Below are 19,794 nucleotides of genomic sequence, written 5' to 3'. Positions count from 1 at the left end.
TCTACCATCTCCTGAGATTGAACTCTCGAGAAAATTGAACTAATTTGAACTTGTGGGGCACCACATCAGCGCTGTGGCACCACAACTGTCGGCACGTTGGGGTTGAGCAGCACCGCATGCGTCACGGAGCCGAACATGGCACGACCGAGCGTTCCGCGCGAGTGCGTCCCCAACACGAGCAAGTCGCTCCCCCTGCTGCACGACAGCAACACGTGGGCCGGAGACGTCCCCTCGACAGCACGTCCGCTCACCACCAGTGACGGGTGCGCCTTCTCGATCTCTCGCACACGCTCGTCAAGCTCTGCCTGGCGTCGCTCGCCTACCGAGCCCTCGCCCTCGGCCTTCGCCCGCGCAGAGCGGGCCAGCATCGCAGAGACGGCCCACGCCGAGACGAGCGTCAGCGGCAGCTCGCGGCGCAGCGCCTCACGCACGGCGAACTCGAGCGCTGCGTCGCAGGAGTCGTCCGGCCCCACGGCGGCGACGATGCCCGACCCGCCCGCCGCAGGCTCCCAGTCGCACGGAACGACGACGGTCGGCGTGCGCGTGGAGACGGAGACGCGCAGGCCACGCGCCGCGCCAAGGGCAACGTCACTGCCGGCGCCGTGATGCGTACCGAGCACGACGAGGTCATGCTCGTCGGCAGCCTCGACGATGCGGTCGATAATCTTGCCCTGGGCGACGATCGCGTCCAAGGGGACGTCGGGGTACTTCTCGGAGACGACGGAGCGTGCCTCGTCCAACACGCGCCGGGCGAGCTCGTGCGCCGTCGCCATGTCGGCGCCCGCTGCGCTCGCCTCGTCAGGATCGACGACAGCCAGCAGCGTGAGCTGGCCCGACTCGCGCCCGGCCTGCTGCGCCGCCCACTCGAGCGCCCTCAGGCCGCGCTCGCTGCCGTCGATGCCCACCAGAATGTCGCTCGCCATAGCCCTGCAACCTTTCCGATCGAGGCCTCTCCGTATAACAAATGCCCTCGCAAGACAGCCCGCACTCGACGCGCCACCTCTCAGGCGCGACACAACCAAGGAAGTTCACCGGAGTACAGTTATAGCATGACACTGTGTCCATCCCATAAGCAGCAGCGCCGCTCAGCCCGCCCGACCCGCAGGCAGCAGGCGAGAACGGAGACATCATGGGGACAGATCCGACAAGCACGGCAGAGCACGCACGCGTCCGCATAGACCGGGATCGGGCACGCCGGGCGTTCGACGCTTACGTGGGGGCCTACGATGCGGCCAACCCCCGCATCAAGCTCAAGATCGACCACACGTATCGCGTGGCGCAGCTGTGCGAGCGTATCGCGCGCAGCCTGGAGCTGGACGAGCGGGACGTCGATCTCGCATGGCTGTGCGGCCTGCTTCACGACATCGGCCGCTTCGAGCAGGTGCGCCGCTACGACACGTTCAGCGACGGCGCGTCCGTCAGCCACGCGGCGCTCGGCATCGATGTGCTGTTCGGCGAGACGCCCGCGCTCGATGCGCCCGCCACGACGTCCATACGAGCCTTTGTCGACAGCGACGCCTGTGACGAGCTCATCCGCACGGCCATCGCCACACACAGCGGCTTTCGCCTCCCCGCCGACCTCGACGAGCATACGCGCCTGTTTTGCGACATCCTGCGCGACGCCGACAAGATCGACATCATGAACGCCGTGTGCCTCGAGCCGGTCGAGGCCATCTTCGGCGTCAGCGAAGGACAGATCGACGCGAGCGAACTCTCCCCCGCTGTCGTCGCCGCGTTCGACACCCGGCGCACCGTGCGCCGCGACGAGCGGAGACACCCGGCCGACTACGTCGTGGGGTTCGCGTGCTTTGTCTTCGAGCTCGTCTATCCCGAGAGCCGTCGAGCCGCCCGCGAACAGGGACGCGTCTTCGAGCTGCTCGACCGCCCGTTCACAAACGCGCAGACCGCCCGAGAGATCGCCCGGATGACCGCCGAGCTGCACGCATGGCTCGACGATCGCTGCGAGGGGTAGCGAGCACCGAGAGCGCCCGGCGGTCCTCCGCACGCAGGAACCTGGAAGCCCCCTGGCAGCCGCAGCTGCCTCGCCCGCGCCCCTGCGCAAAAAAGGCGTCTGCTGGGCAGCATAAGACCCGGCAGACGCCCGTAAAAACGCACGGAAGAGAAGGCTATCGAGACGGCACCGGTGCAGCGGTGTGCGTCTCCGCGGCAGCGCCCCCAAACCGCGCAGGCGGCTCCTTGGCAGGCTCGCCGTCGGGCCCCTCGTAGATGCGGCCCCAACCGGTCAGCACCGACGCCACCATGACGACGAACAGAAGGATGCTATAGAACATGTAGCAGCTCACCTGCGTCAACGACAGGGGCGCGACAAAGTCATAGCCCTGCGTCAGCGTCGCGCCGATGAGCACGAACACGCTGAGGAACGGCACGGCGAGCACGATGGCGTTGGCGAAGCAGTCCAACACGTTGACGCGACGATACGGGTGCAGTCCCGCCCGCTTGCCCAGCTCGTTTTGGATCTTGCCGAACGTCGCGATCGAGGCGCTCGTTACGCCGCCAAACACGAGCGTCGTCGCCGAGATGCCCAGCATCATCGCAAACTCGGTACCGCGCACGGAGTGACCCATCCGGCTGTTCAGGATGCCACTCGCGATGCGGTCGAGCACGCCGGCGGCCGTCAGCACGCCCATGATGCCGTAGACGGACATGACGAGCACGACGGTGGCCATCATCGAGCTGATGCCGTCCGTTAGGAAGCCTGCCGGCGCGCCGTCGCTCACCGAGATGATGTCGGCCGGGGCGATGAGGCCGAAGCCCAGACCCACTGCCGTGCCCAGCAGCAGGCCCACCGTGATAGCCTTGTAGATGCTGCGCGTGCGGATGGCTACGGCCAGCATGATGGCGACGGGGATCAGCATGACGAGCGGGCGCGGGTCCATGCTCTGCGCGAGGATGTCCTGCGCGCCTTCGCCCACGGTTCCGCCACCGCCCAGCACCAGGAAGAGCACCAGCGCGCCGACGGCCGCGACGAGCGCGTACTTCATGCGGTGCGACACGCAGCCACCCACGTCGGCCACGCCGCGCTTGCGGCTGTACTCCTGGGTGCTCGACGAGATGATCGTCGTGTCAGAGATGGGCGCCATGTTGTCGCCGAAGATACCGCCGCTCACGATCGCGCCCGCCAGGGCAGCCGGGTTGCAGCCGAGCAGCACGCCCGCCGGATAGAAGATCGGGAAACAGATGAACATCGTGCCCAGCGACGAGCCGGTCGCCATCGCGATGACGCATACGGCGAAGAAGATGAAGGCCGTGAACACGCCGCCGCCCACGCCGAGCGTCTCTGCGAGCCACACAAAGCCCGACGAGATGTCCGCCGCCTTCACGAGCGACGAGAACATGCCGATGATGAGCAGCAGGATGAGGATCTGGATGGACTCCTTGGCGCCGTCGTAGGCTGCGTTCCAGAAGCGGTCGTACTGGCCCGGCTTGACGAACAGCGCGCCGACGAGCAGCCCGACGAGAGCGCCCATGGCCAGCGCGTACATCTCGAACGCCTGGAACACGATGAAGTACAGCACGCAGAAGAACAGGAAGATGCCCACGGGGATGAAGGCCGCGCCCCAGCCGCCGCGGAACTCCAGGCGGTTGGCGACGAGAGCTTCCGGCTCTGCAGCCCGTCCACCCCGCCCGCCGCCGGAGCTGGCTGAGCGAGGCTCGCTGGCGGCGGGCGCCGCGTCTTGGCAGCGCCCCTCTCTGGTGTCGGTCGCCTGAGCGGTGGTCGACATGTGGTGCCCCTTTCGTCATGCCGCGACGCCCTGTCAGGTCCATTCCTGCGGGTCATCCGCGACGATTCGACAAGAAAGCGTATGTGGCGCGCGATGGAAGCGCGTCCGGAGATCGATGTGTCCGCGTGTCCGTGTCGATGCGGGAAATACCTCGCGATACCGGCGAAGCGGGAGGCGCCGCCGCCCAAGGCCCTCGGACAGCAGGGCCCACGCCCCTCGACGGCCTCGCACGAAGCGCGACGGCTATGCCTGCGCGCCCGCGGCCTCGTCAGCGGCGTTCTCGTTCATGCGCATGATCTCGCGGTACTTCGAGCCGGGCGTGCGCTCTTGCTCGAACGGCTCGCCCTCGACCGTCGGGTAGCGCCCGATGTAGTCGCGGATACTTGCGACCTCCTCGGGCGAGAGCTCGAAGTCGAAGATGCGCTCGTTGGAGGCCACGTGGCGGCTGTTGCGGATGCCGATAATGGCCGCGGCGACGTCGGCCTGCGCCAGCACGTAGCGCGTCGCGACGTTGGCGATGCTCACGCCCTCGCCGTGCTCGCTCGCGATGTCGCCGAGCAGCGCTAGCAGGCCCTGGTAGCCATCCCAGCCCAGCGAGTCATCGATGACCTGCAGGTACTTGACCTGCGAGCGCGTCTCGGGCTCGGCGCTCGCGGCACCGATCCACTTGGGAGCGAGGAAGCCGCCAGCCAGCGTGCCGTAGCAGATGAGCTTGATGCCGTGCTCGGCGCAGTAGGCCTGCATGCGTCGCTCGACGCGGCGGTCGAACACGGAGTACTGCGCCTGCATGGAGACGATGGGGATGCCGGCGTCCACGAGCTCGGCCAGGTGATCCGTATCGAAGTTCGTAACGCCGATGTGGCGAATCTTGCCCTTGCGCTGCAGGTCAACGAGGTAGCCAGCTGTCTCAACGCAGCCGGGCACGTCGTAGTCCCACCAGTGGAACTGCACGAGGTCCAGCGCGTCCTTGTTCGTGCGGGCGAGACTGCGGTCGATGGCGCGCTCGACGTAGGCGAGGTCGACGGAGCGCAGGTCGTCCATATCGGGAACGAACTTCGTGTGGACCTGGATGCGATCGGCGGCCGCAGCGCCCTCCGAGGCGCGCAGCTCAGAGACGAGCTTGCCGATGAACTCCTCGGCGCACCCGTAGATGTCGGCGCAGTCAAATGTGGTGAACCCTCGGGCGACGAGCTCGCGGAACGCGTGCATGACGTCGTCGAGGTCAAGGTGGCCCCGCAACGTGTGGCCGTTGGACAGCTGCCAGCAGCCGTTGAGCACGCGGCTGATGGAATACCCGGGCGCAAGCTCAAAGCGCTCAACCATGGAGCATCTTCCTTTCGCGCCGCGCGTCGCGTCGACCGTCTTTTCGGGCGCTGGCATCGCGGCATCCGTCGCGCGGGCAGCCTGGCTCCGACCGACCGCGCGTCCTTGGCGGCCTATAGTAGCAGGCCCGCGAGAAGCGTGCATGGAAAGTTTCGCCGGAATGACTGCTCGCAGACCGGCGGCGCGCCGCGAGCTCCCGCCAGAGGGCGAAGCCTCCGTGGCCAGAAAGCTTGCTTGCAGGCAGCGGCCGCTCGCAACCCAAAGCCCCGCAAACACATCGCCTCTTCGTGGCCACAGCGGGCAGATCTTCATGACGGACTCGAAGAGCCCGCAAACACGGCATACCCGTGGCCAGGAGAGCGGTTTGTGGACAGTGACAATCCATCACTCCCAAGCCCACAAGCACGTTCCTGTTGAGGGATGGCGCTTCGGTGGCCAGAAAGCCCGCTCGTGCATGCCTCTCCCGCTAGCGGATGCCACATGCGAGCCCTAGAGACTCCGCCGAGCTGGGATTTCCTGCAGACAAGCGCCCGCCCGCCAGGGCATGGCATACACGACAAGGATTCCTGCCCAGAAATGGCAGAGCTCCGTGCAAAACGGGAGGATCCTCCCCCTACCGCAGGACAGCGAGAAGCCCCTCGCAGCCGGCGAGCACGTCGTCCCACGCCGCCTCGAAGTCGCCGGTGTACCACGAATCGGCAACGTCGCGCACGGGGCGCGAGGGCGGCATACCATCCTGGGCTCCGGAGAATTCCAGCAGCTTACGCACCTTGCCGTCTGGGTCGTTGCGGAAGATACGTCGCAGGTCGCGCACGTTCTCGTCGTCCATCGCAGCGAAGAGGTCCCAGCTCTTGTACTCGTCGCGGCGCACCTGGCGAGCCGTCTTTCCGACGCACGCAACGCCATGGGCCGCCAGCACCCGACGCGTTCCCGCATGCACGGGATTGCCAATCTCCTCGGTCGTCGTCGCGCTCGACGCGATGCGAAACTCGTTAGCGCGCCCCGCCCTCATGGCGAGGTCACGCATCACGAACTCGGCCATGGGCGAGCGGCAGATGTTCCCGTGGCAGACGAACAGGATTTTTATCATTTCTCAAAACCTCTCATATATCAGAGTTTTCGCAGGTAAATCGCGTCGTTCCAATTATCCCACTCAAACCGAAGTGGCAAATCCATTCATATATGAGCGGTTATTTCTCTCGTTCATCGTAGTAAAAAACGTCGTAAAACTCCAAGATTTACGATTTGCCGCCACTCGCTCATGCTGCCTCTTCCTCGAACCGGAGCACATCCGCCTTCACGTCATCAAACCCAAGGTGCGTGTACGTGTTGTAGGTCACATCGATGTCGGAGTGGCCCATAACGTATTTGAGCTTCACGGGATCCATCCCCTTGCGCGCCATCTTCGAGCAGAACGTATGGCGGCAAACATGGGGAGTGATCTTCGGCAGCTCGTCCTTGTAGATGCGGTTGTGCTTCGCCACGGCATACTGGAAGTACTTCTCCCAGTGAAGCGCCACACGGGGCTTCTGGTTCTTGTCGAGGAACAGGAACCCGCTCACACCGTCCACCACGGGCTCCATCGGCGGCTTGGGACGGTTCGCGACCACCCTCCTGAAGCACTCCGCAACGCCCTCGGACATCGGAACGTATCGCACGCCGCTGCTGGTCTTCGGCCGCTCGATGTAGTAACGCATGTCGCTGGAGCGCTGAAGCTGCTTGCTGACGCAGACGCTCCCGCGCTCGAAATCGATGTCCCCCACCGTGAGCCCGCAGAACTCGGAGATGCGGAGCCCCGTGTTCAGCAGGATGTAGAACGCGTCGTAATAGCGGGAGTAGTGGCTATCGCCTCTAACGAAGTCGAGGAACCTCCTCTCCTGCTTGGAGGTCAGCGCCTCACGCGCAACCTGATCGTTCACAAGAATGGTCGCAAGCTCGAAATTGAACGGGTTTCGGCGAATGAGGTCATCTTCCTCCGCGAGCTGGAACGCCGGTCGCAGAACGCCGCGTATGGTATGGATCGAGCTGTAACGCTTCCCGTGATCCCTTTGCAAGGAAATGAGCCATTCCTTCGCGTCGAGGGTCGTGATGTCGCTTATCCTCCTGCCGCCGAACTCGTTGCCCGTAAGGAAGTTGAGCACCGTCTTGTACCCGGTTCGCGTGGTCGGCCTCACTGCCGTCTTGGTCTCCGTGTACTTGGCGGCGAGCTCGAGAACGGTCATGTTCTCGGGGGCAACGTTGTCGAAGAGGTCCCGCTGGATCCGCTGCTCAAGCTCGCGCAGGCACGGGCCCAACCTCTTCCCTTTCGGCGTGAAATCATGGGTTGTCAAGGTCCACGAGTAGACGCTGCGCGTCTTGCCTTTTGCGTCCACGTACTTGAAGCAGTAGCGGCCGTCCTTCCTCTGGCTCTCCCCGCGACGGAGGATGCGCCCCTTCATGTCCTTTCTAGTAGCCATCCCTTGGCTCCTTTCCATAGAAGAAAAGAGCCCCAATGCGATAGCTGAATTCTATCGCACGGGGCCCGAATTGTTAGTCTGCCGTGACGGTGCCGGAATCGAGCAGGGCCTCGTAGAGGTGCGCCGAGTCACCCGAGCCGGACGATCCACGTGCGAAGCTCGAATAGGGATTCGGCCGGGATGATCCATCGGCGGGCCAATACGTCCCAAGCTCGACCCTGAACTCCGAGAGGCATATCTCCTTCTGCTGCATCTCCACGACGAGGGAAAGCCGTCTTTCGAGCTGCCCGAAGCCGTCGATATCGTCGTTGGGCCGCCCGACCGTGGCCCTTCTCACCTGCTCGCAGTAGAACTCCATCGGATTGTACGGAGTGGTGACGATGATAAGGTCTGCCGCGATAGCCTTGTCGGCGTAGCGGGCGGGGGCCATGACCTCGTGCTCGATAGCATAGGGATCCGTAACCCTAAGAAGGTCCGCATAGGGTATGGACGAGGGCCGCAGCTCATCCAAGATAATGGTGTGCTGCCCGGCATACCCCTGAAAGACATCGCGCGTCGACCCGGAGACGAAGAAGGGCTCGCCCTTGCTCTGCGCGTACTGCTTGGCGAGGCTGGACTTGCCTGTCCCGGCGGGGCCGAAAATCCAGATGGTCTGAACGCGCCTTCCCTCGTCTCGCATCTTCGCGCGCCACTCGGCTGCGCTCACCTGAAGGCGGCGGGCGTACACGTCCTCTATCTGGCGCTTGGCGCGAGCGTACTCGGAGCCCGAAAGCTGCGATATCAGACCTTCCCTGTCGATTCTCCCCTCAAGCAGATCGTCAAGGAGGATCTTGATGTTGCTGTGCGAGCGCGCCTTGGAGACGCGCGACTCGATGGACGCCAGCGCGGCAGGGTAATCGAAGTTCGCGCGGACGAGGGACGGGTCATACTGGTACTTGGAGCGCGCGCCGTCAGTCCTGTGGCAGAGGTAGGAGAAGCCGTTCTCCGTTCCCGCCTTCCACGCTTCCAGCCGCTCGGCCTTGTCCCCGAGCAACTTCGCCACGCTGCGAACGGAGCGCGGGTTCGCGAACTCCATCATCACGTGCAGGTGGTCGGCCGCTGGACGGCCAGCGTCCGTGATGTCGCGGTCGTGCACGATGCCCGCGTACCGTTTGGGCGCCAGCGCCTCGATGCGCCCGTACATCTCGTCCACTGAGGCGGGCAGATGACAGAGCTGCTGCTCGTACATCATCGCCCGGGTCTTCCTGGGCGCTGAGCCAGTCATCGGTTCCACCTCCCTTCTCGTTTATCAGTGTTTCGGGGCGAAACTTGGAACGCCCCTTTCGGATGCGCCTTGGGATAACAAGCCCCCCAAGGCGCATATATGAACGGAAATCAAACAAATGGAACAAAGAGAGGCGGCACCCGCATTCGCTGCGCTCTGCGAGTGCCGCGATAATCAATCAGTCGACGTACAGCTCAAGAAGACGGCCAAGTTCGCGATACACGGGGAACCTCATGACGGGGAAGTGCACGAAGCCGATGCGGTCGTGCTCCCCGTCCGTGCTGCTGAACCATGCGTCCCCCGGCCCGTACGTCCGGGAGACGGCGAAGTCCTTGAGCCGATCAGAGCCCCAGATCAAACGCGCCTCGTCAAGCGTTGGCCTGAACAGGACGCGCGTGCTGCAAGCAGACCGGATCATCGACGGGAGCCCGCCTTCCTCGACGGACGCCTCCGCGATCGAGATGATGGCGTAGCAGCCCGCGCTCGCGCCCATCGTGACGATGCGCTTGATCAGGCCGTCGAAGGTCGCGAGGCAGTAGTCCGGGTCCTCCTTGCTCGCCCTCTTTGGGAGGACGGTCCGAAGGGCCACGTACTCATCGATGAAGAGGAGCGAAACATGGAAGCCCGCGTCCCACCAGTGAACGGCATCCCCCGTCTCGGCCGAAAGCTCGTTGAGGACGCGCTGACGCTCCGTGATGGTCTCGGCGAACGAGCCCAGTGCGGCGAGGATGCCACGGGCGTTTCCGTCTTCGTCAAGCGTTGCCACGTGAGGGAGGCGGGAAAGCTCCGCCCTCTTGGGGTCAACGACGAGCACCCTCGACCCGTAGCTGTCGGGCCCGGCGAGCAATGCCTGAAGAACGAGGGATATGATGCCCGTCGTCTTCCCGCTTCTGGTCTTCCCCGCTACGAGCATCGAGCCCGACGTGCGCAGGTCGATGCTCGTGCCGTCCTGCACGCGAAGCTTGTACGCGCTCGGCGGCTGAAGCTCGGAGACGGAGTCCGCCACTATCTCGCGATGGACGGTGACATCCTCGATATGGAACGTCACCCGGTTGCACGCCTCGTCCGCCTCGGACAGAACGACGGCATAGCGCGAGAAGCGGCCGCAGAGGCGGCTGCTGATGCTGGGCGCAAGCTTGGCGATCTCCTCCACCGTCGAAGAGGAGGTGGAGACGGCAAGCTCGAACCGGCCTTCGCCCGTCTCTTCGCAAGTCACATGCGGAAGGACCTCTCCCTCACGCAGGTGCAGCGGGTTACCGTATCGGGAATCGAAGATTCCAGAGCGAATGCGGACCTTGAGCCTCTCAGGCTCAGGAAGGCGGAGAAGCCAAACGACTCCCACAGCGATGGAAAGCATCCCAACGGCCAAAGTCACAAGGGCGATCGCGGAGAGGTTTCCAGAAAGAAGATGAACCCCCGTCACGTCCTCTGCCACAGGGGCGAAGAGACGTTCGACCAACACGCCCAAGAGATAAAAGCACGCGGCGGCGAAAGCCAAAACGGCCCCCAGCACGATAGTCTTAGTGCCGGGGGCCGCATAGACGATCGCCGGCACTTCTTTTGAAAAGCGCATGCGATCACCTCACGCTACGGCTTCTTGGGCTGCACCGTGATGCCCCCCGCCTCAACGGAGAGCAGGTTGCGGTAGTCACCGTAGACCTTCGCCGTCACGCCCGTAGGCTCCACGTACTGGTCGATGGGAATATCGACGTCAGCAGCGACCTTGAAGGCCAGCTTCTCGAAGCGGTTGCTGACCACCTCGCCATCGCGGAGCTTGTACGGCGTGTGGTCGGTGGTTATCACCACCTCGATCTTCGTACCCTTGTGGGTCTTGGTCTCAAAGTCGACCCACTCGCCGCCGCCAACGCAAAGGAACCGCTTGTCCTTCGCAAATGCGTCCCAGTCGAACACCAGAAACTGACTAAGCTTCTTCATAAAAGATCACCTCTGATCTACTCGCAATGAATGGAATTGTCCGGCCCGTCGTGGACCTCAAGATACATGCGCAAAAGGTTGCGGAGCGTTTCCTCGGCCAGCTCTAGCTTGAGGGCCTTATCAGCCTCGCTAGTGCTGTGGAATGCTGCATCGTAGACATGGGTGTAGGCATTAAGCGCCTGACGGTACATGATGCGGCCGTACATCTGCTCCAGCAGAAGTTCGCGAGCGCGATTAATATTCGGCATCCAAAACACCTCCTTCAAAAAGAAGAACCAGTAATGCACAGCGTGTGTCATACGCGCGCCGCGGCATGCGTATACATCTCGCTGGGTGTTATGGATAAAGACTGGACTTGGCCGAAAGGGCCCGCGCCATAACAGCTTCGGGCTCATCGCCCTAGCCTTAAGAAAGGTGATCGATCTTTTCGAGGCAGGAATAGTCTATATCAATCAAAACCGCAGGTCAAGCGGCATTTTTTGAAGTGATTTCCCTCTCATTTATGAGGAGAAATCACCGAGTAAGGCGTCTAGTTATCAGAACCTGGCCGCGGAACATCATTGCGTACCGCGGCCAGATTTCTATTTCAGGAACTCATACTTAAACAAAACAGGGACAAGCTCAGACACGAAGTACTCCCTAACAAGAGCCTTCAAAGATCGGATGTGACCATTCAGCTCGGGATAATCGAAAACCATTTCGTTAGTTTGCGGGTCCTTGTAACGAGTGTTGAGCTCCACATCAATTTGATACAGGCCATAAGTCAGGCTGTCATCATATCCCTGCGTGTCTCGCGCAGCAGAGAGAACCAAGTCCCAAGCTCTTACAAGCTCCGCATCACGCTCGTCAAATGAATAGTTTTTAAGATCCAAAGATGCTACGGTCTCTCCATTTGTAGTATCAAGGCAAAGCTCATTTCTATAAAACCTGCCATCGGAGCCCACGAAGCTTCTAAGATGGTTTCTTATCTCACACGTTGTAAAAATCAAACACTTCTTGAGCCAAGAGTCCAGTTTCCCGCTATTAATATCGTTCTGATAGCGAGTGGCACCATCGGCGGACTTCATTATTCGGCCACGTTCGGTCCAGTCAGAAACGTAAGAGATGTAACGCGATGCCGCAAACAACGGAAGCTTCTCCAAATAGTTGTCTGCCCTAAGATAGAAGCCGTTTCCGTTGTACATCCCTGCGATAACTAGGCATGAATGCAGGTCGGGCTGCTCAAAGCCCTGACCATCAGCGACCATATAGCCGAGAATATTCTTGGCATATTTCGGTTTGAGACGCTTCTTCTGATCGCCCGCTTCGGTTCCATCGTGTTGAACGAGGATTCCTCCTTCAACGTCATCAGGAAAACTGCGGCGATCGTAATATACGTCACTGAATTTGCTGTAAACGCGTTTAAAGTCAAGCGAGCTATCGCGTCTAGTTATCCCATCTCGGCTCAAATCAAAAGCCGGGACCGAGAATTGAGTTACATCGCTTTCAGCGTTTGCCCAGAGGGCCACTACAAGGCAAGAGTGCTTGCGAGCGTGAAACTTTTCCCTATCCACCGCAAAGCCATCAACAAGGACACGATCGATAAGGAATTGACTCTTCCAATACTTTATTGGAGAAAACACGACGTAGCTATCCGTTGGCTGGCGGAGGTAGTACTCAAAGCCAGACCAAACGAATGCATTGCTCATCTCATTTAGAGCCTGAGGAGCGATCTTCCCTGACGCTTTAATTGCCTTTCGCATTTCTCCAACTACGTACGATTGCTTCCACGCAGAAGAAGTCTTCCCGGCTCTTTTCTTCTGATGCTCCATCGAAGTTGTTTCAGCAAACGGTGGATTTTCGAAAAGAATAATGGAACAGCTCTCATCGGAGAGGTAGCGAGTAATGACTTCATTGTCGATGAAAGACTTCGACAAAGCGTCAGACCCTCTCACCATGCCTGCAAAAAAGTGTCAGGCAATTCGAAAGGAGGCACAATGTGGCGAACCTTATCACCAATACGTTCCGCTAATACTTTATATTCGTAATACTCGTAGGTCGAAACAATACAGTGAGAAAGTTCTTCATCTGTGAGGAACTGCTCAAGATTTCCTGTGCCAGCGCAACGGTCGATAATGACATAATCATTTCCAGAAGGAACTCGATCGATTGCCTTCCTGAGCAGGCGCACGGCAATCTCGGCAAATTCAGGCGGTGTATAAAATGCGCCCAGATCCTTCTTATGAAGAAAGTCATTAAGTTGGTCCATCAGGTATTTGAAGCGCACATTCGTTTCGCCCGCATACGGAAGAATATAATCAGAAAGAATATTGGGCTTACGAATCTCTCCGATAACCTTTACTTTGCCTTGTGCATCACCAAGAAAGTCGCCCTTGCTGGCATTCGGGCATATGCGATAGAAATGTTCAGCCCACCCAACAATACAGTTCTCATCTATGTTGATTCGCATCCAGCGTTCTTCGCGGAGGAGTTCGACCAGACTTTCAGCGTCTAATTGACTGTTCCTATAATGAAGCGCAAAGTCAGGTTTTTCGCCTAAAAAGGCGGAGTTATTCTTTGAGGCCCCTCCAACGTAAACAACCTCGATATGATCTCGGTAGTCCTCAGAACGGTAGACGTAATCTATAGCGTCTTCCAAAGAGATGAGGTGAATAGTCGCGGGGACAGGCTTACCTTTCACGCGCCTTGCCGAAAGGTATTTGACCGCCTGAAAAAGAACTTGATTCAAATCAGTAATCCGGAGCTTAAACTCAAGGAGATTGCCGCGAACCACCCCGTCGTTGTAGTCGTTAAGTACATCCTTTGTGCTCAGAGCCGAATCGACTCTCGGCAGAAAGTCGAGATAGAAACTTTCGCGACCCTCGATCTCATCGGAAAAGCTCAGGTCAAGCTGTGCTTTGGATTCATCGAGCTCCATGATTCACCGCTTTCCGGTGGAACAAGTTGCCCGCATCCACCTCGTAGTCGGGGGCAATCACGTCCCCAATTCATATCTGGCGATGGCAATTATAAGACACTATTCTCCTGCGTCCCGAAAAGAGAAGCTGTAACAGCATGATTCTGAGCATCAAAGGTATGTAGACGATAGCGATACGAAATCGCTTCGATCGTGCGAGCGATGTCGTACAAGAACCAGGCATCGTCCAATACCATAACAAACCAGATTGCAGCGAAGCACAATATCGCATTGGGGCTCAAAGTCGTAAAAACGTCGTAAAAAGCTACTCCTACCAGTGAAACCGCCTTATTTATAAGGCGGTTTCACTCTATTGCTAGATGTTGCCGTGGCATACGAACATGATGCGGTGCATGGGGCTCCCTCCGGCCTGATTGCAGTGTTCTCGCAGCTCAGGCAGTATAGCGCGCGAAGCAGGCACAGCGCCGGAGCCATCCGTAAGCGGCCCGCGCGCAGGATCTCTCGCAAGAGTTTCTGGCACGAATCTTGGTAAATCGCCTGTTTTGAACCAGCTCGTACCACATGCCCTATCAGGGTTTCTCTAACCGCCCTCAGGCATTGAGCAAGAAGCTCCGAATCAACCCCGAGAGGGTTGCTCTCAGCATCGCGTGGAACCAATATGCCACAAACGAGGAAATTTTGTTGACGGACTCGACCCGAGGACCGTCTCGCAAGGTAATCAATTACCGCCCTGTAGAATCGAGTGCGGTGCCAGCGGTGTCCCGGCTGCGGGCGGCGCTTCCAAGCGATTGGGGGTGTTCGCCATGGTCACACAAATCCTCAACGCCCTCGCGGCGGTCGCGGCAATCGGGAGCTTCCTGATGGAGGCCCTCGAGAAGCTCCTGCGGCTCCGCAAGAGGAAGAATTCGCACGCACGGGAGGCTCGGGAGGAGGTCGAGAAGACTTCCGAAAACAAGTAGGGCCGAGGATTGCCGTCCTCGGCCCTAGAATGAATACCGCGCCGCCCGCACATAGGTTAACCGGCCTACGGGCTCGCTGGTGCCATTATTGTACCCCTCGAAAGTAGGCTTTGTCACCACGCACGCTTGGAATCGTGTCCGCTTTCCGAGCAATCTCATGGAACCAGGCTCCAAATGCCAGCGCCACCCCGCGCGTCCCCACCCTCTACCTCAGCGCACGCCAGTCGTCTTCGAGCAGGGCCATCTGGATGTCGTCGGCCCATCCGTCGCCATCGCGAACGGCCCCGCGGCGGACGCCCTCGCGCTGAAAGCCGGCCTTCTCGTACGTCCGCACGGCGCGCTCGTTGAACGAGAACACGTCGAGCTCGAGGCGATGCAGCCCCAGCCTCTCGAACGCGAAGTCGCGCGTCGCGCACGTCATCCACGTCCCCAGGCCCCGACCGCGCACATCGGGCTGGAACAGGGCAATCCGGAAGTTTGCGCACCGCTCGTCCGGGTCGATCTCGTTGACGACGCTCTCGCCCACGATGCGGCCGTCCGGAGCGACGAGCACGAAGTCGCAGCGGCTCTCGTCGAACAAGCACTCGAGGAAGAACCCAACGACCTCCTCGCGTGCAAACTTCGACTTGCACCCGGTCATGCGCACGACCTCAGGATCGAGCGGGTCGAAGTTGCGCCAGTACGCCTCGACATCCTCCGCGCAGGCCGGACGCAGCACATAGCCGTCCCCGCGCTCCCATCGAGCCCCCTCGAGGGCCGCGGCCTTCCCCGTCGTCCCGGCATGCGCCCCCGAGGCCTCGCTCACCTCCGCCAGCGGAACGACTGTGCAGACGGCGTGGCTCTGGGTACGCCGCGCCACGCGCGTTATGCGAAAGCGCGCGCCGCAGTTGGGATCGGGGCAGGCTATCTCGGCATCGGACAGCATCCAGTCGTTGGGATGCAGGGGGCGCTGCTTGGCCGGCAGCATGGGCAGCAGGGCCGCAAGCGCATACATCGAAAACGACGCACCCTCGGGAAACACGAGGTTTTCGCCCTGTACGAGAAACGAGTCGCCCACGTGGTGCGAACACACAAACGGCTTGTCGCCAGCCACGACCTCAACCTTGAGGTCGTACAGCTCGAACGTGTCGTCGCCCCGGGAGCCGGGGCCGGCAGGGCCACCGACCGAACAGGCGCCGCGCGTCTCCAAAGACATGAGAGTCTCCTTCCCCTCCCCCAGCATCCGGGCCTCCACAACAGTCCGACGCTAATACTGCGCCGCGATGCCGGGCAGCAGGAACCAGCAGATGACGCCCAGCACGATCAGCGCAGCACCGCAGGCAAGCATCGTGAGGCCAAACGACTTGGGCGTGCCCTCCTCCTGCAGGTATGCAACGCCGGGATCGGCCGGGTCATAGCGCACGTGGAGCGTCTGCCCCACCTTGAAGCGCGTCTGGCGATGCCGACGCGTCCCCTCGAGACGGCGGACCGCTCCCGCGCCCGACGGCTCCCAGCTCACGATGACGCTCCACGTCGCAAGCGGCTCGTCGGCTCGTTTGCGGGCCTTCTCGCGCTGCTTGGCCTGGTACGCGCGCTTCTTGGCAGCGATGGCCTCATTGGCAGCCTCGACCTTCTCCTCGCGCGCCACACGCCTGTACGCCGAGATCCGCCCCGAAGCGTGGTCTACGAGCTCCACGACCCGCCCCGGCGCCGTGCTCGTGCAGCCCCGTTCAAGCCGCCGCGCCCGCACGACCTGCACGAGCCCGTAGATGAGCGCCACTGCGCCCAGCACAATGAGCACGACAGTGATGGCAACGATGATGGCGTCCTGCTTGCTATCCACGGACCCTCCCCTCACAGCGCGGCCCTGCGGGAGCCACGCACGCATATCCACCTCTGCATTCTGGCACACATCTCGCCCGCCCCGGCCCGCGCCGACGCACAACAGAACTATGATGCACGGGTCACCCACGAGAGGCACGCGAGGACGCAACACCGCCGCCCGCGCCGCCCCATCGAGATAAGGAGGCCCATCCATGCCGTCTAGCTGCAACGACACCATGTACGCCCTCGGTGCCGCCGGCTCGTCCATCCGCGAGCTGTTTGCCTACGGCCAGGCCCGCAAGGCCCAGATCGGCGACGACAACGTCTACGACTTCAGCCTGGGCAACCCAAGCGTCCCCGCCCCCGCCTCCGTCAAGACGGCCGTCATCGCCGCGCTCGAGGAGCCCTCGCTCGCCCTGCACGGCTACACGCCGGCCCAGGGCCTGCCCTCGACGCGCACGGCTATCGCGAACTCGCTCAACCGCCGCTTCGACACGAGCTATACCGCCGCGAACCTCTACCTCACGATGGGTGCCGCCGCAGCACTCGACGCCACGTTCAACGCCGTGTGCGACCCCGGCGACGAGGTCATCGTCATCGCCCCGTTCTTCCCCGAGTACCGCGTGTGGATCGAGCACGCCGGCTGCACGTGCGTGCTCTCGCCGGCCGACCCCGCCACGATGCTGCCCGACGTCGACGACGTGGCCGCCCGCATCACGCCCCGCACGCGCGCCGTCATCATCAACACGCCGAACAACCCCTCGGGCGCCGTCTACCCCGCGTCGCTGCTCTCCCGCCTCGCCGACGTGCTGAGCGCGGCCAGCGAGCGCATCGGCCGCACGATCTACCTCGTGTCCGACGAGCCGTACCGCGAGATCGCCTACGCCGGCGTCGAGGTGCCCTGGGTCCCCGCGCTCTACGACGCCACGATCGTGTGCTACTCGTACAGCAAGTCGCTGTCGCTGCCGGGCGAGCGCATCGGCTGGGTGCTCGTTCCCGACGCCGTGCCCGCCCACGAGGAGGTCTACGCCGCCATCTGCGGTGCCGGCCGCGCCCTGGGCTACGTGTGCGCCCCCTCGCTCATCCAGAAGGTCGTCGAGACCTGCGTCGACGAGCCGAGCGACGTGGCCGCATACGCTGCCAACCGCGACCTGCTGTTTGGCGAGCTCACAAAGCTCGGCTACGAGTGCATCGAGCCGCAGGGTGCGTTCTACCTCATGGTCCGCGCGCTCGAGCCGGACGCTAAGGCGTTCTCGGCGCGCGCCCGCGACAACCACGAGCTGTTGCTCGTGCCCAGCGACGACTTCGGCGTGGGCGGCTTCGTGCGCATCTCGTACTGCGTCGACCGCGGCGTCATCGAGCGCTCGCTGCCCGCGTTCGCCGCGCTCATGGCCGAGTACCACGGCGCCGCCGCTCAGGCGTAGGGAGCGTGGCTATGGAGACGACGACCAGCCTCATCGTGCGCGGGACGGCCGCCGACGGCATGATCCGCGCCTTCGCGGCCGACACGCGCGCCGTGGTCCAGGAAGCGCGCGACCGGCACCAGACGAGCCCCGTGGCCACGGCGGCGCTCGGCCGTTTGCTCACGGCCGGCGCCATGATGGGCGCCATGCTCAAGGACCCCGGCGAGCTCATGACGCTGGCCGTGCGCGGTGACGGCCCGCTCGGCGGCATCACCGTGACGGCCGACGCGCAGGGCCACGTGAAGGGCTACGTCGGCAACCCTGACGTGTGGCTGCCGCTCAACGCTGCCGGCAAGCTCGACGTCGGTGCCGCCGTTGGCGCCGGCACGCTCACCGTCGTGCAGGACCAGCCGTGGGGCGAGCCGTACTCGAGCCAGATCAACCTGCTGAGCGGCGAGATCGGCGACGACGTGGCCGCGTACTTCGTGACAAGCGAGCAGGTGCCCACGTCCGTAGGCCTCGGCGTGCTCGTCGACACTGACCTGAGCGTGCGCCGCGCCGGCGGCTTCATCGTGCAACTCATGCCCGACCATGACGCAGAGCTCGTCGACAAGCTCGAGGCGAACCTCACGAGCCTGCGCTCCGTGACGGACCTGCTCGAGGAGGGGCTGACGCCGACCGACATCCTGCAGCAAGCCCTGGACGGCCTCGGCTTCAAGGAGATGGAGACGAGCCCCGTATCGTTCGCGTGCAACTGCAGCCACGAGCGCACGGAGCGCGTGCTCATCGCCCTGGGCGCCAAGCAGCTGCAGGAGCTCGTCGACGAGGGCGAGCCCGTCGAGCTCAAGTGCAGCTTCTGCAACAGCGCGTACACGTTCACGGTCGACGAGGTCCGTGCCCTGCTCGAGCGCGTCAAGGCCGGCGCGGCGCCCGACGGTCCCGAGGCATAGGGAGGCCCGCGATGTATTACGTGAGCAAGCGGCTCGAGATCAGCGGGGCACACGCCGTAAACTGCTCGGCCGAGGGGTACTGCGAGAACTTGCACGGCCACAACTGGATCATCGTCGTGCACTGCCGCGCCAAGGAGCTCAACGCCGACGGCATGGTCGTGGACTTCACGCGCATCAAGAAGCTCATCCACGGCACGATCGACCACACGAACCTCAACGAGACGCTGCCCTACAACCCCACGGCCGAGAACATCGCCCGCTGGTGCGCCGAGCAGGTGGGCCCCACGTGTTGGCGCGTCGAGGTGTGGGAGACGGAGAGCAACAAGGCCGTCTGGGAGCGCGACGAACAGGAGTAAGATACCGGACGCGCCTCCTTCGCGGGGCGCACCCCACAGAGCGCCAAGAAAGGAACCCTCATGAGCCTGGAATTTGACGAGCAGCTTTCCCGCCTGCAGAAGCCCGAGCGCGCCGACATGACGGACGAGGAGTATGCCGTCTTCGCCAAGAACGTCGAGGCGATGGAGAAGAACTGGGGCTTCATCAACAACCTGTTCAAGATCCTGCCGCTCAACGCCAAGGAGTACATCGGCTTCCTGAACTTCAAGGGGTCGCTGTTCAACGACACGTGCTACCTGACGGACGCGCAGAAGGAGATGATCGGCGTCGTCGTATCGTCGGTGAACTGCTGCTGCTACTGCCTGACGACGCACGGTGACAACCTGCGTGGCCTGTGGGGCAATGCGCGCCTCGTCGACAAGCTGTCGTACAACTATCGCTCGCTCAAGGGCGAGATCTCCAAGGAAGACTACGCGCTGTGCGAGTACGCCTGGTACGTGACGGCGCACCCGCAGGACATCGACCAGGAGCAGGTCGACAAGCTGCGCGAGGCCGGGTTGGACGACCACCAGATCCTCGAGGCAGCCTTCGTCGCTGGCTTCTTCAACTACACGAACCGCTGGATCTCGACGATCGCGCCCGTGCCCAACCCCGGGCATTTCAAGCACAACCGCGACTTCGAGGACTAAGAGCCGCGAGGCACGA

17 protein-coding genes and 2 pseudogenes are annotated in these 19,794 nt (G+C 62.2%); 6 read left to right on the top strand and 13 right to left on the bottom strand.

Annotation, left to right across the window (positions count from 1 at the left end; genetic code table 11):
• Positions 1–65 precede the first annotated feature (65 nt).
• On the bottom strand, positions 66–923 hold the full coding sequence (locus KHZ24_10030; GenBank protein ID MBS5451523.1) for a universal stress protein: 858 nt from the start codon (positions 921–923) through the stop codon (positions 66–68).
• A 206-nt stretch (positions 924–1,129) separates the two neighbouring features.
• On the opposite strand from KHZ24_10030, the gene KHZ24_10025 reads away from it, so the two are divergent.
• The gene (locus tag KHZ24_10025) at positions 1,130–1,972 is read left to right on the top strand and encodes an HD domain-containing protein (protein MBS5451522.1); all 843 of its coding nucleotides are present in this window, start codon (positions 1,130–1,132) and stop codon (positions 1,970–1,972) included.
• A gap of 154 nt (positions 1,973–2,126) precedes the next feature.
• Here KHZ24_10025 and KHZ24_10020 read toward each other — a convergent pair whose 3' ends face one another.
• The 9 genes and pseudogenes from KHZ24_10020 to KHZ24_09980 all read right to left on the bottom strand — a co-directional run bounded on the left by KHZ24_10020 (position 2,127) and on the right by KHZ24_09980 (position 13,638).
• Positions 2,127–3,743, bottom strand: a complete 1,617-nt coding sequence (locus tag KHZ24_10020) for a Na+/H+ antiporter NhaC family protein (GenBank protein MBS5451521.1) — start codon at positions 3,741–3,743, stop codon at positions 2,127–2,129.
• Positions 3,744–3,986: 243 nt separating this feature from the next.
• On the bottom strand, positions 3,987–5,066 hold the full coding sequence (locus KHZ24_10015) for an aldo/keto reductase (protein ID MBS5451520.1): 1,080 nt from the start codon (positions 5,064–5,066) through the stop codon (positions 3,987–3,989).
• 613 nt (positions 5,067–5,679) lie between these two features.
• Positions 5,680–6,156 (bottom strand): low molecular weight phosphotyrosine protein phosphatase, encoded by a 477-nt coding sequence (locus KHZ24_10010; protein ID MBS5451519.1) that lies wholly within the window; start codon positions 6,154–6,156, stop codon positions 5,680–5,682.
• Positions 6,157–6,325: 169 nt separating this feature from the next.
• A complete protein-coding gene (locus KHZ24_10005; GenBank protein MBS5451518.1) occupies positions 6,326–7,522 on the bottom strand; it encodes a site-specific integrase in 1,197 nt (398 codons plus the stop codon).
• 73 nt (positions 7,523–7,595) lie between these two features.
• Positions 7,596–8,753 carry a hypothetical protein gene (locus KHZ24_10000; protein MBS5451517.1) on the bottom strand — a complete coding sequence of 386 codons (1,158 nt, stop codon included), beginning with the start codon at positions 8,751–8,753 and terminating at the stop codon, positions 7,596–7,598.
• A 211-nt stretch (positions 8,754–8,964) separates the two neighbouring features.
• Entirely contained in the window at positions 8,965–10,359 is a 1,395-nt protein-coding gene (locus KHZ24_09995) for a hypothetical protein (protein ID MBS5451516.1), read from the bottom strand.
• A gap of 14 nt (positions 10,360–10,373) precedes the next feature.
• Positions 10,374–10,721 (bottom strand): hypothetical protein, encoded by a 348-nt coding sequence (locus tag KHZ24_09990; GenBank protein MBS5451515.1) that lies wholly within the window; start codon positions 10,719–10,721, stop codon positions 10,374–10,376.
• A gap of 17 nt (positions 10,722–10,738) precedes the next feature.
• Positions 10,739–11,116: a hypothetical protein gene (locus tag KHZ24_09985; GenBank protein MBS5451514.1), complete on the bottom strand. Its 378-nt coding sequence runs from the start codon at positions 11,114–11,116 to the stop codon at positions 10,739–10,741.
• 186 nt (positions 11,117–11,302) lie between these two features.
• Positions 11,303–13,638, bottom strand: a pseudogene (locus KHZ24_09980) (hypothetical protein).
• A gap of 803 nt (positions 13,639–14,441) precedes the next feature.
• On the opposite strand from KHZ24_09980, the gene KHZ24_09975 reads away from it, so the two are divergent.
• Positions 14,442–14,597 carry a hypothetical protein gene (locus KHZ24_09975; protein MBS5451513.1) on the top strand — a complete coding sequence of 52 codons (156 nt, stop codon included), beginning with the start codon at positions 14,442–14,444 and terminating at the stop codon, positions 14,595–14,597.
• Positions 14,598–14,802: 205 nt separating this feature from the next.
• Here KHZ24_09975 and KHZ24_09970 read toward each other — a convergent pair whose 3' ends face one another.
• The 3 genes and pseudogenes from KHZ24_09970 to KHZ24_09960 form a co-directional block, all read right to left on the bottom strand.
• Positions 14,803–15,402, bottom strand: coding sequence for a GNAT family N-acetyltransferase (locus KHZ24_09970; protein MBS5451512.1), 600 nt, complete (start codon positions 15,400–15,402; stop codon positions 14,803–14,805).
• Positions 15,403–15,792, bottom strand: a pseudogene (locus tag KHZ24_09965) (TIGR04076 family protein).
• Positions 15,793–15,843: 51 nt separating this feature from the next.
• The gene (locus KHZ24_09960) at positions 15,844–16,419 is read right to left on the bottom strand and encodes a DUF3592 domain-containing protein (protein MBS5451511.1); all 576 of its coding nucleotides are present in this window, start codon (positions 16,417–16,419) and stop codon (positions 15,844–15,846) included.
• Positions 16,420–16,612: 193 nt separating this feature from the next.
• Here KHZ24_09960 and KHZ24_09955 point away from each other — a divergent pair, with 193 nt between their 5' ends.
• From KHZ24_09955 to KHZ24_09940, 4 genes are read left to right on the top strand one after another with little or no spacing between them, the layout of a single operon-like run.
• Positions 16,613–17,824, top strand: a complete 1,212-nt coding sequence (locus KHZ24_09955) for a pyridoxal phosphate-dependent aminotransferase (protein ID MBS5451510.1) — start codon at positions 16,613–16,615, stop codon at positions 17,822–17,824.
• Between the two features lie 11 nt (positions 17,825–17,835).
• Entirely contained in the window at positions 17,836–18,753 is a 918-nt protein-coding gene (hslO, locus tag KHZ24_09950) for an Hsp33 family molecular chaperone HslO (GenBank protein MBS5451509.1), read from the top strand.
• Positions 18,754–18,764: 11 nt separating this feature from the next.
• Positions 18,765–19,109 carry a 6-carboxytetrahydropterin synthase gene (locus KHZ24_09945; protein MBS5451508.1) on the top strand — a complete coding sequence of 115 codons (345 nt, stop codon included), beginning with the start codon at positions 18,765–18,767 and terminating at the stop codon, positions 19,107–19,109.
• Positions 19,110–19,169: 60 nt separating this feature from the next.
• Positions 19,170–19,778, top strand: a complete 609-nt coding sequence (locus KHZ24_09940; GenBank protein MBS5451507.1) for a peroxidase-related enzyme — start codon at positions 19,170–19,172, stop codon at positions 19,776–19,778.
• Positions 19,779–19,794: the final 16 nt, after the last annotated feature.

Source organism: Coriobacteriia bacterium (assembly GCA_018368455.1).
Lineage (GTDB): Bacteria > Actinomycetota > Coriobacteriia > Coriobacteriales > UMGS124 > JAGZEG01.
The sequence above is the reverse complement of the archived record's forward strand: the minus strand, read 5'-3'. Positions and strand labels throughout refer to the sequence as shown.

Bases quoted from the DNA above. Each gene is read 5' to 3' on its own strand.
- KHZ24_10030 (MBS5451523.1), bottom strand. From the start codon at position 923: ATGGCGAGCGACATTCTGGTGGGCATCGACGGCAGCGAGCGCGGCCTG.
- KHZ24_10025 (MBS5451522.1), top strand. From the start codon at position 1,130: ATGGGGACAGATCCGACAAGCACGGCAGAGCACGCACGCGTCCGCATA.
- KHZ24_10020 (MBS5451521.1), bottom strand. From the start codon at position 3,743: ATGTCGACCACCGCTCAGGCGACCGACACCAGAGAGGGGCGCTGCCAA.
- KHZ24_10015 (MBS5451520.1), bottom strand. From the start codon at position 5,066: ATGGTTGAGCGCTTTGAGCTTGCGCCCGGGTATTCCATCAGCCGCGTG.
- KHZ24_10010 (MBS5451519.1), bottom strand. From the start codon at position 6,156: ATGATAAAAATCCTGTTCGTCTGCCACGGGAACATCTGCCGCTCGCCC.
- KHZ24_10005 (MBS5451518.1), bottom strand. From the start codon at position 7,522: ATGGCTACTAGAAAGGACATGAAGGGGCGCATCCTCCGTCGCGGGGAG.
- KHZ24_10000 (MBS5451517.1), bottom strand. From the start codon at position 8,753: ATGATGTACGAGCAGCAGCTCTGTCATCTGCCCGCCTCAGTGGACGAG.
- KHZ24_09995 (MBS5451516.1), bottom strand. From the start codon at position 10,359: ATGCGCTTTTCAAAAGAAGTGCCGGCGATCGTCTATGCGGCCCCCGGC.
- KHZ24_09990 (MBS5451515.1), bottom strand. From the start codon at position 10,721: ATGAAGAAGCTTAGTCAGTTTCTGGTGTTCGACTGGGACGCATTTGCG.
- KHZ24_09985 (MBS5451514.1), bottom strand. From the start codon at position 11,116: ATGAGCCCGAAGCTGTTATGGCGCGGGCCCTTTCGGCCAAGTCCAGTC.
- KHZ24_09975 (MBS5451513.1), top strand. From the start codon at position 14,442: ATGGTCACACAAATCCTCAACGCCCTCGCGGCGGTCGCGGCAATCGGG.
- KHZ24_09955 (MBS5451510.1), top strand. From the start codon at position 16,613: ATGCCGTCTAGCTGCAACGACACCATGTACGCCCTCGGTGCCGCCGGC.
- hslO (MBS5451509.1), top strand. From the start codon at position 17,836: ATGGAGACGACGACCAGCCTCATCGTGCGCGGGACGGCCGCCGACGGC.
- KHZ24_09945 (MBS5451508.1), top strand. From the start codon at position 18,765: ATGTATTACGTGAGCAAGCGGCTCGAGATCAGCGGGGCACACGCCGTA.
- KHZ24_09940 (MBS5451507.1), top strand. From the start codon at position 19,170: ATGAGCCTGGAATTTGACGAGCAGCTTTCCCGCCTGCAGAAGCCCGAG.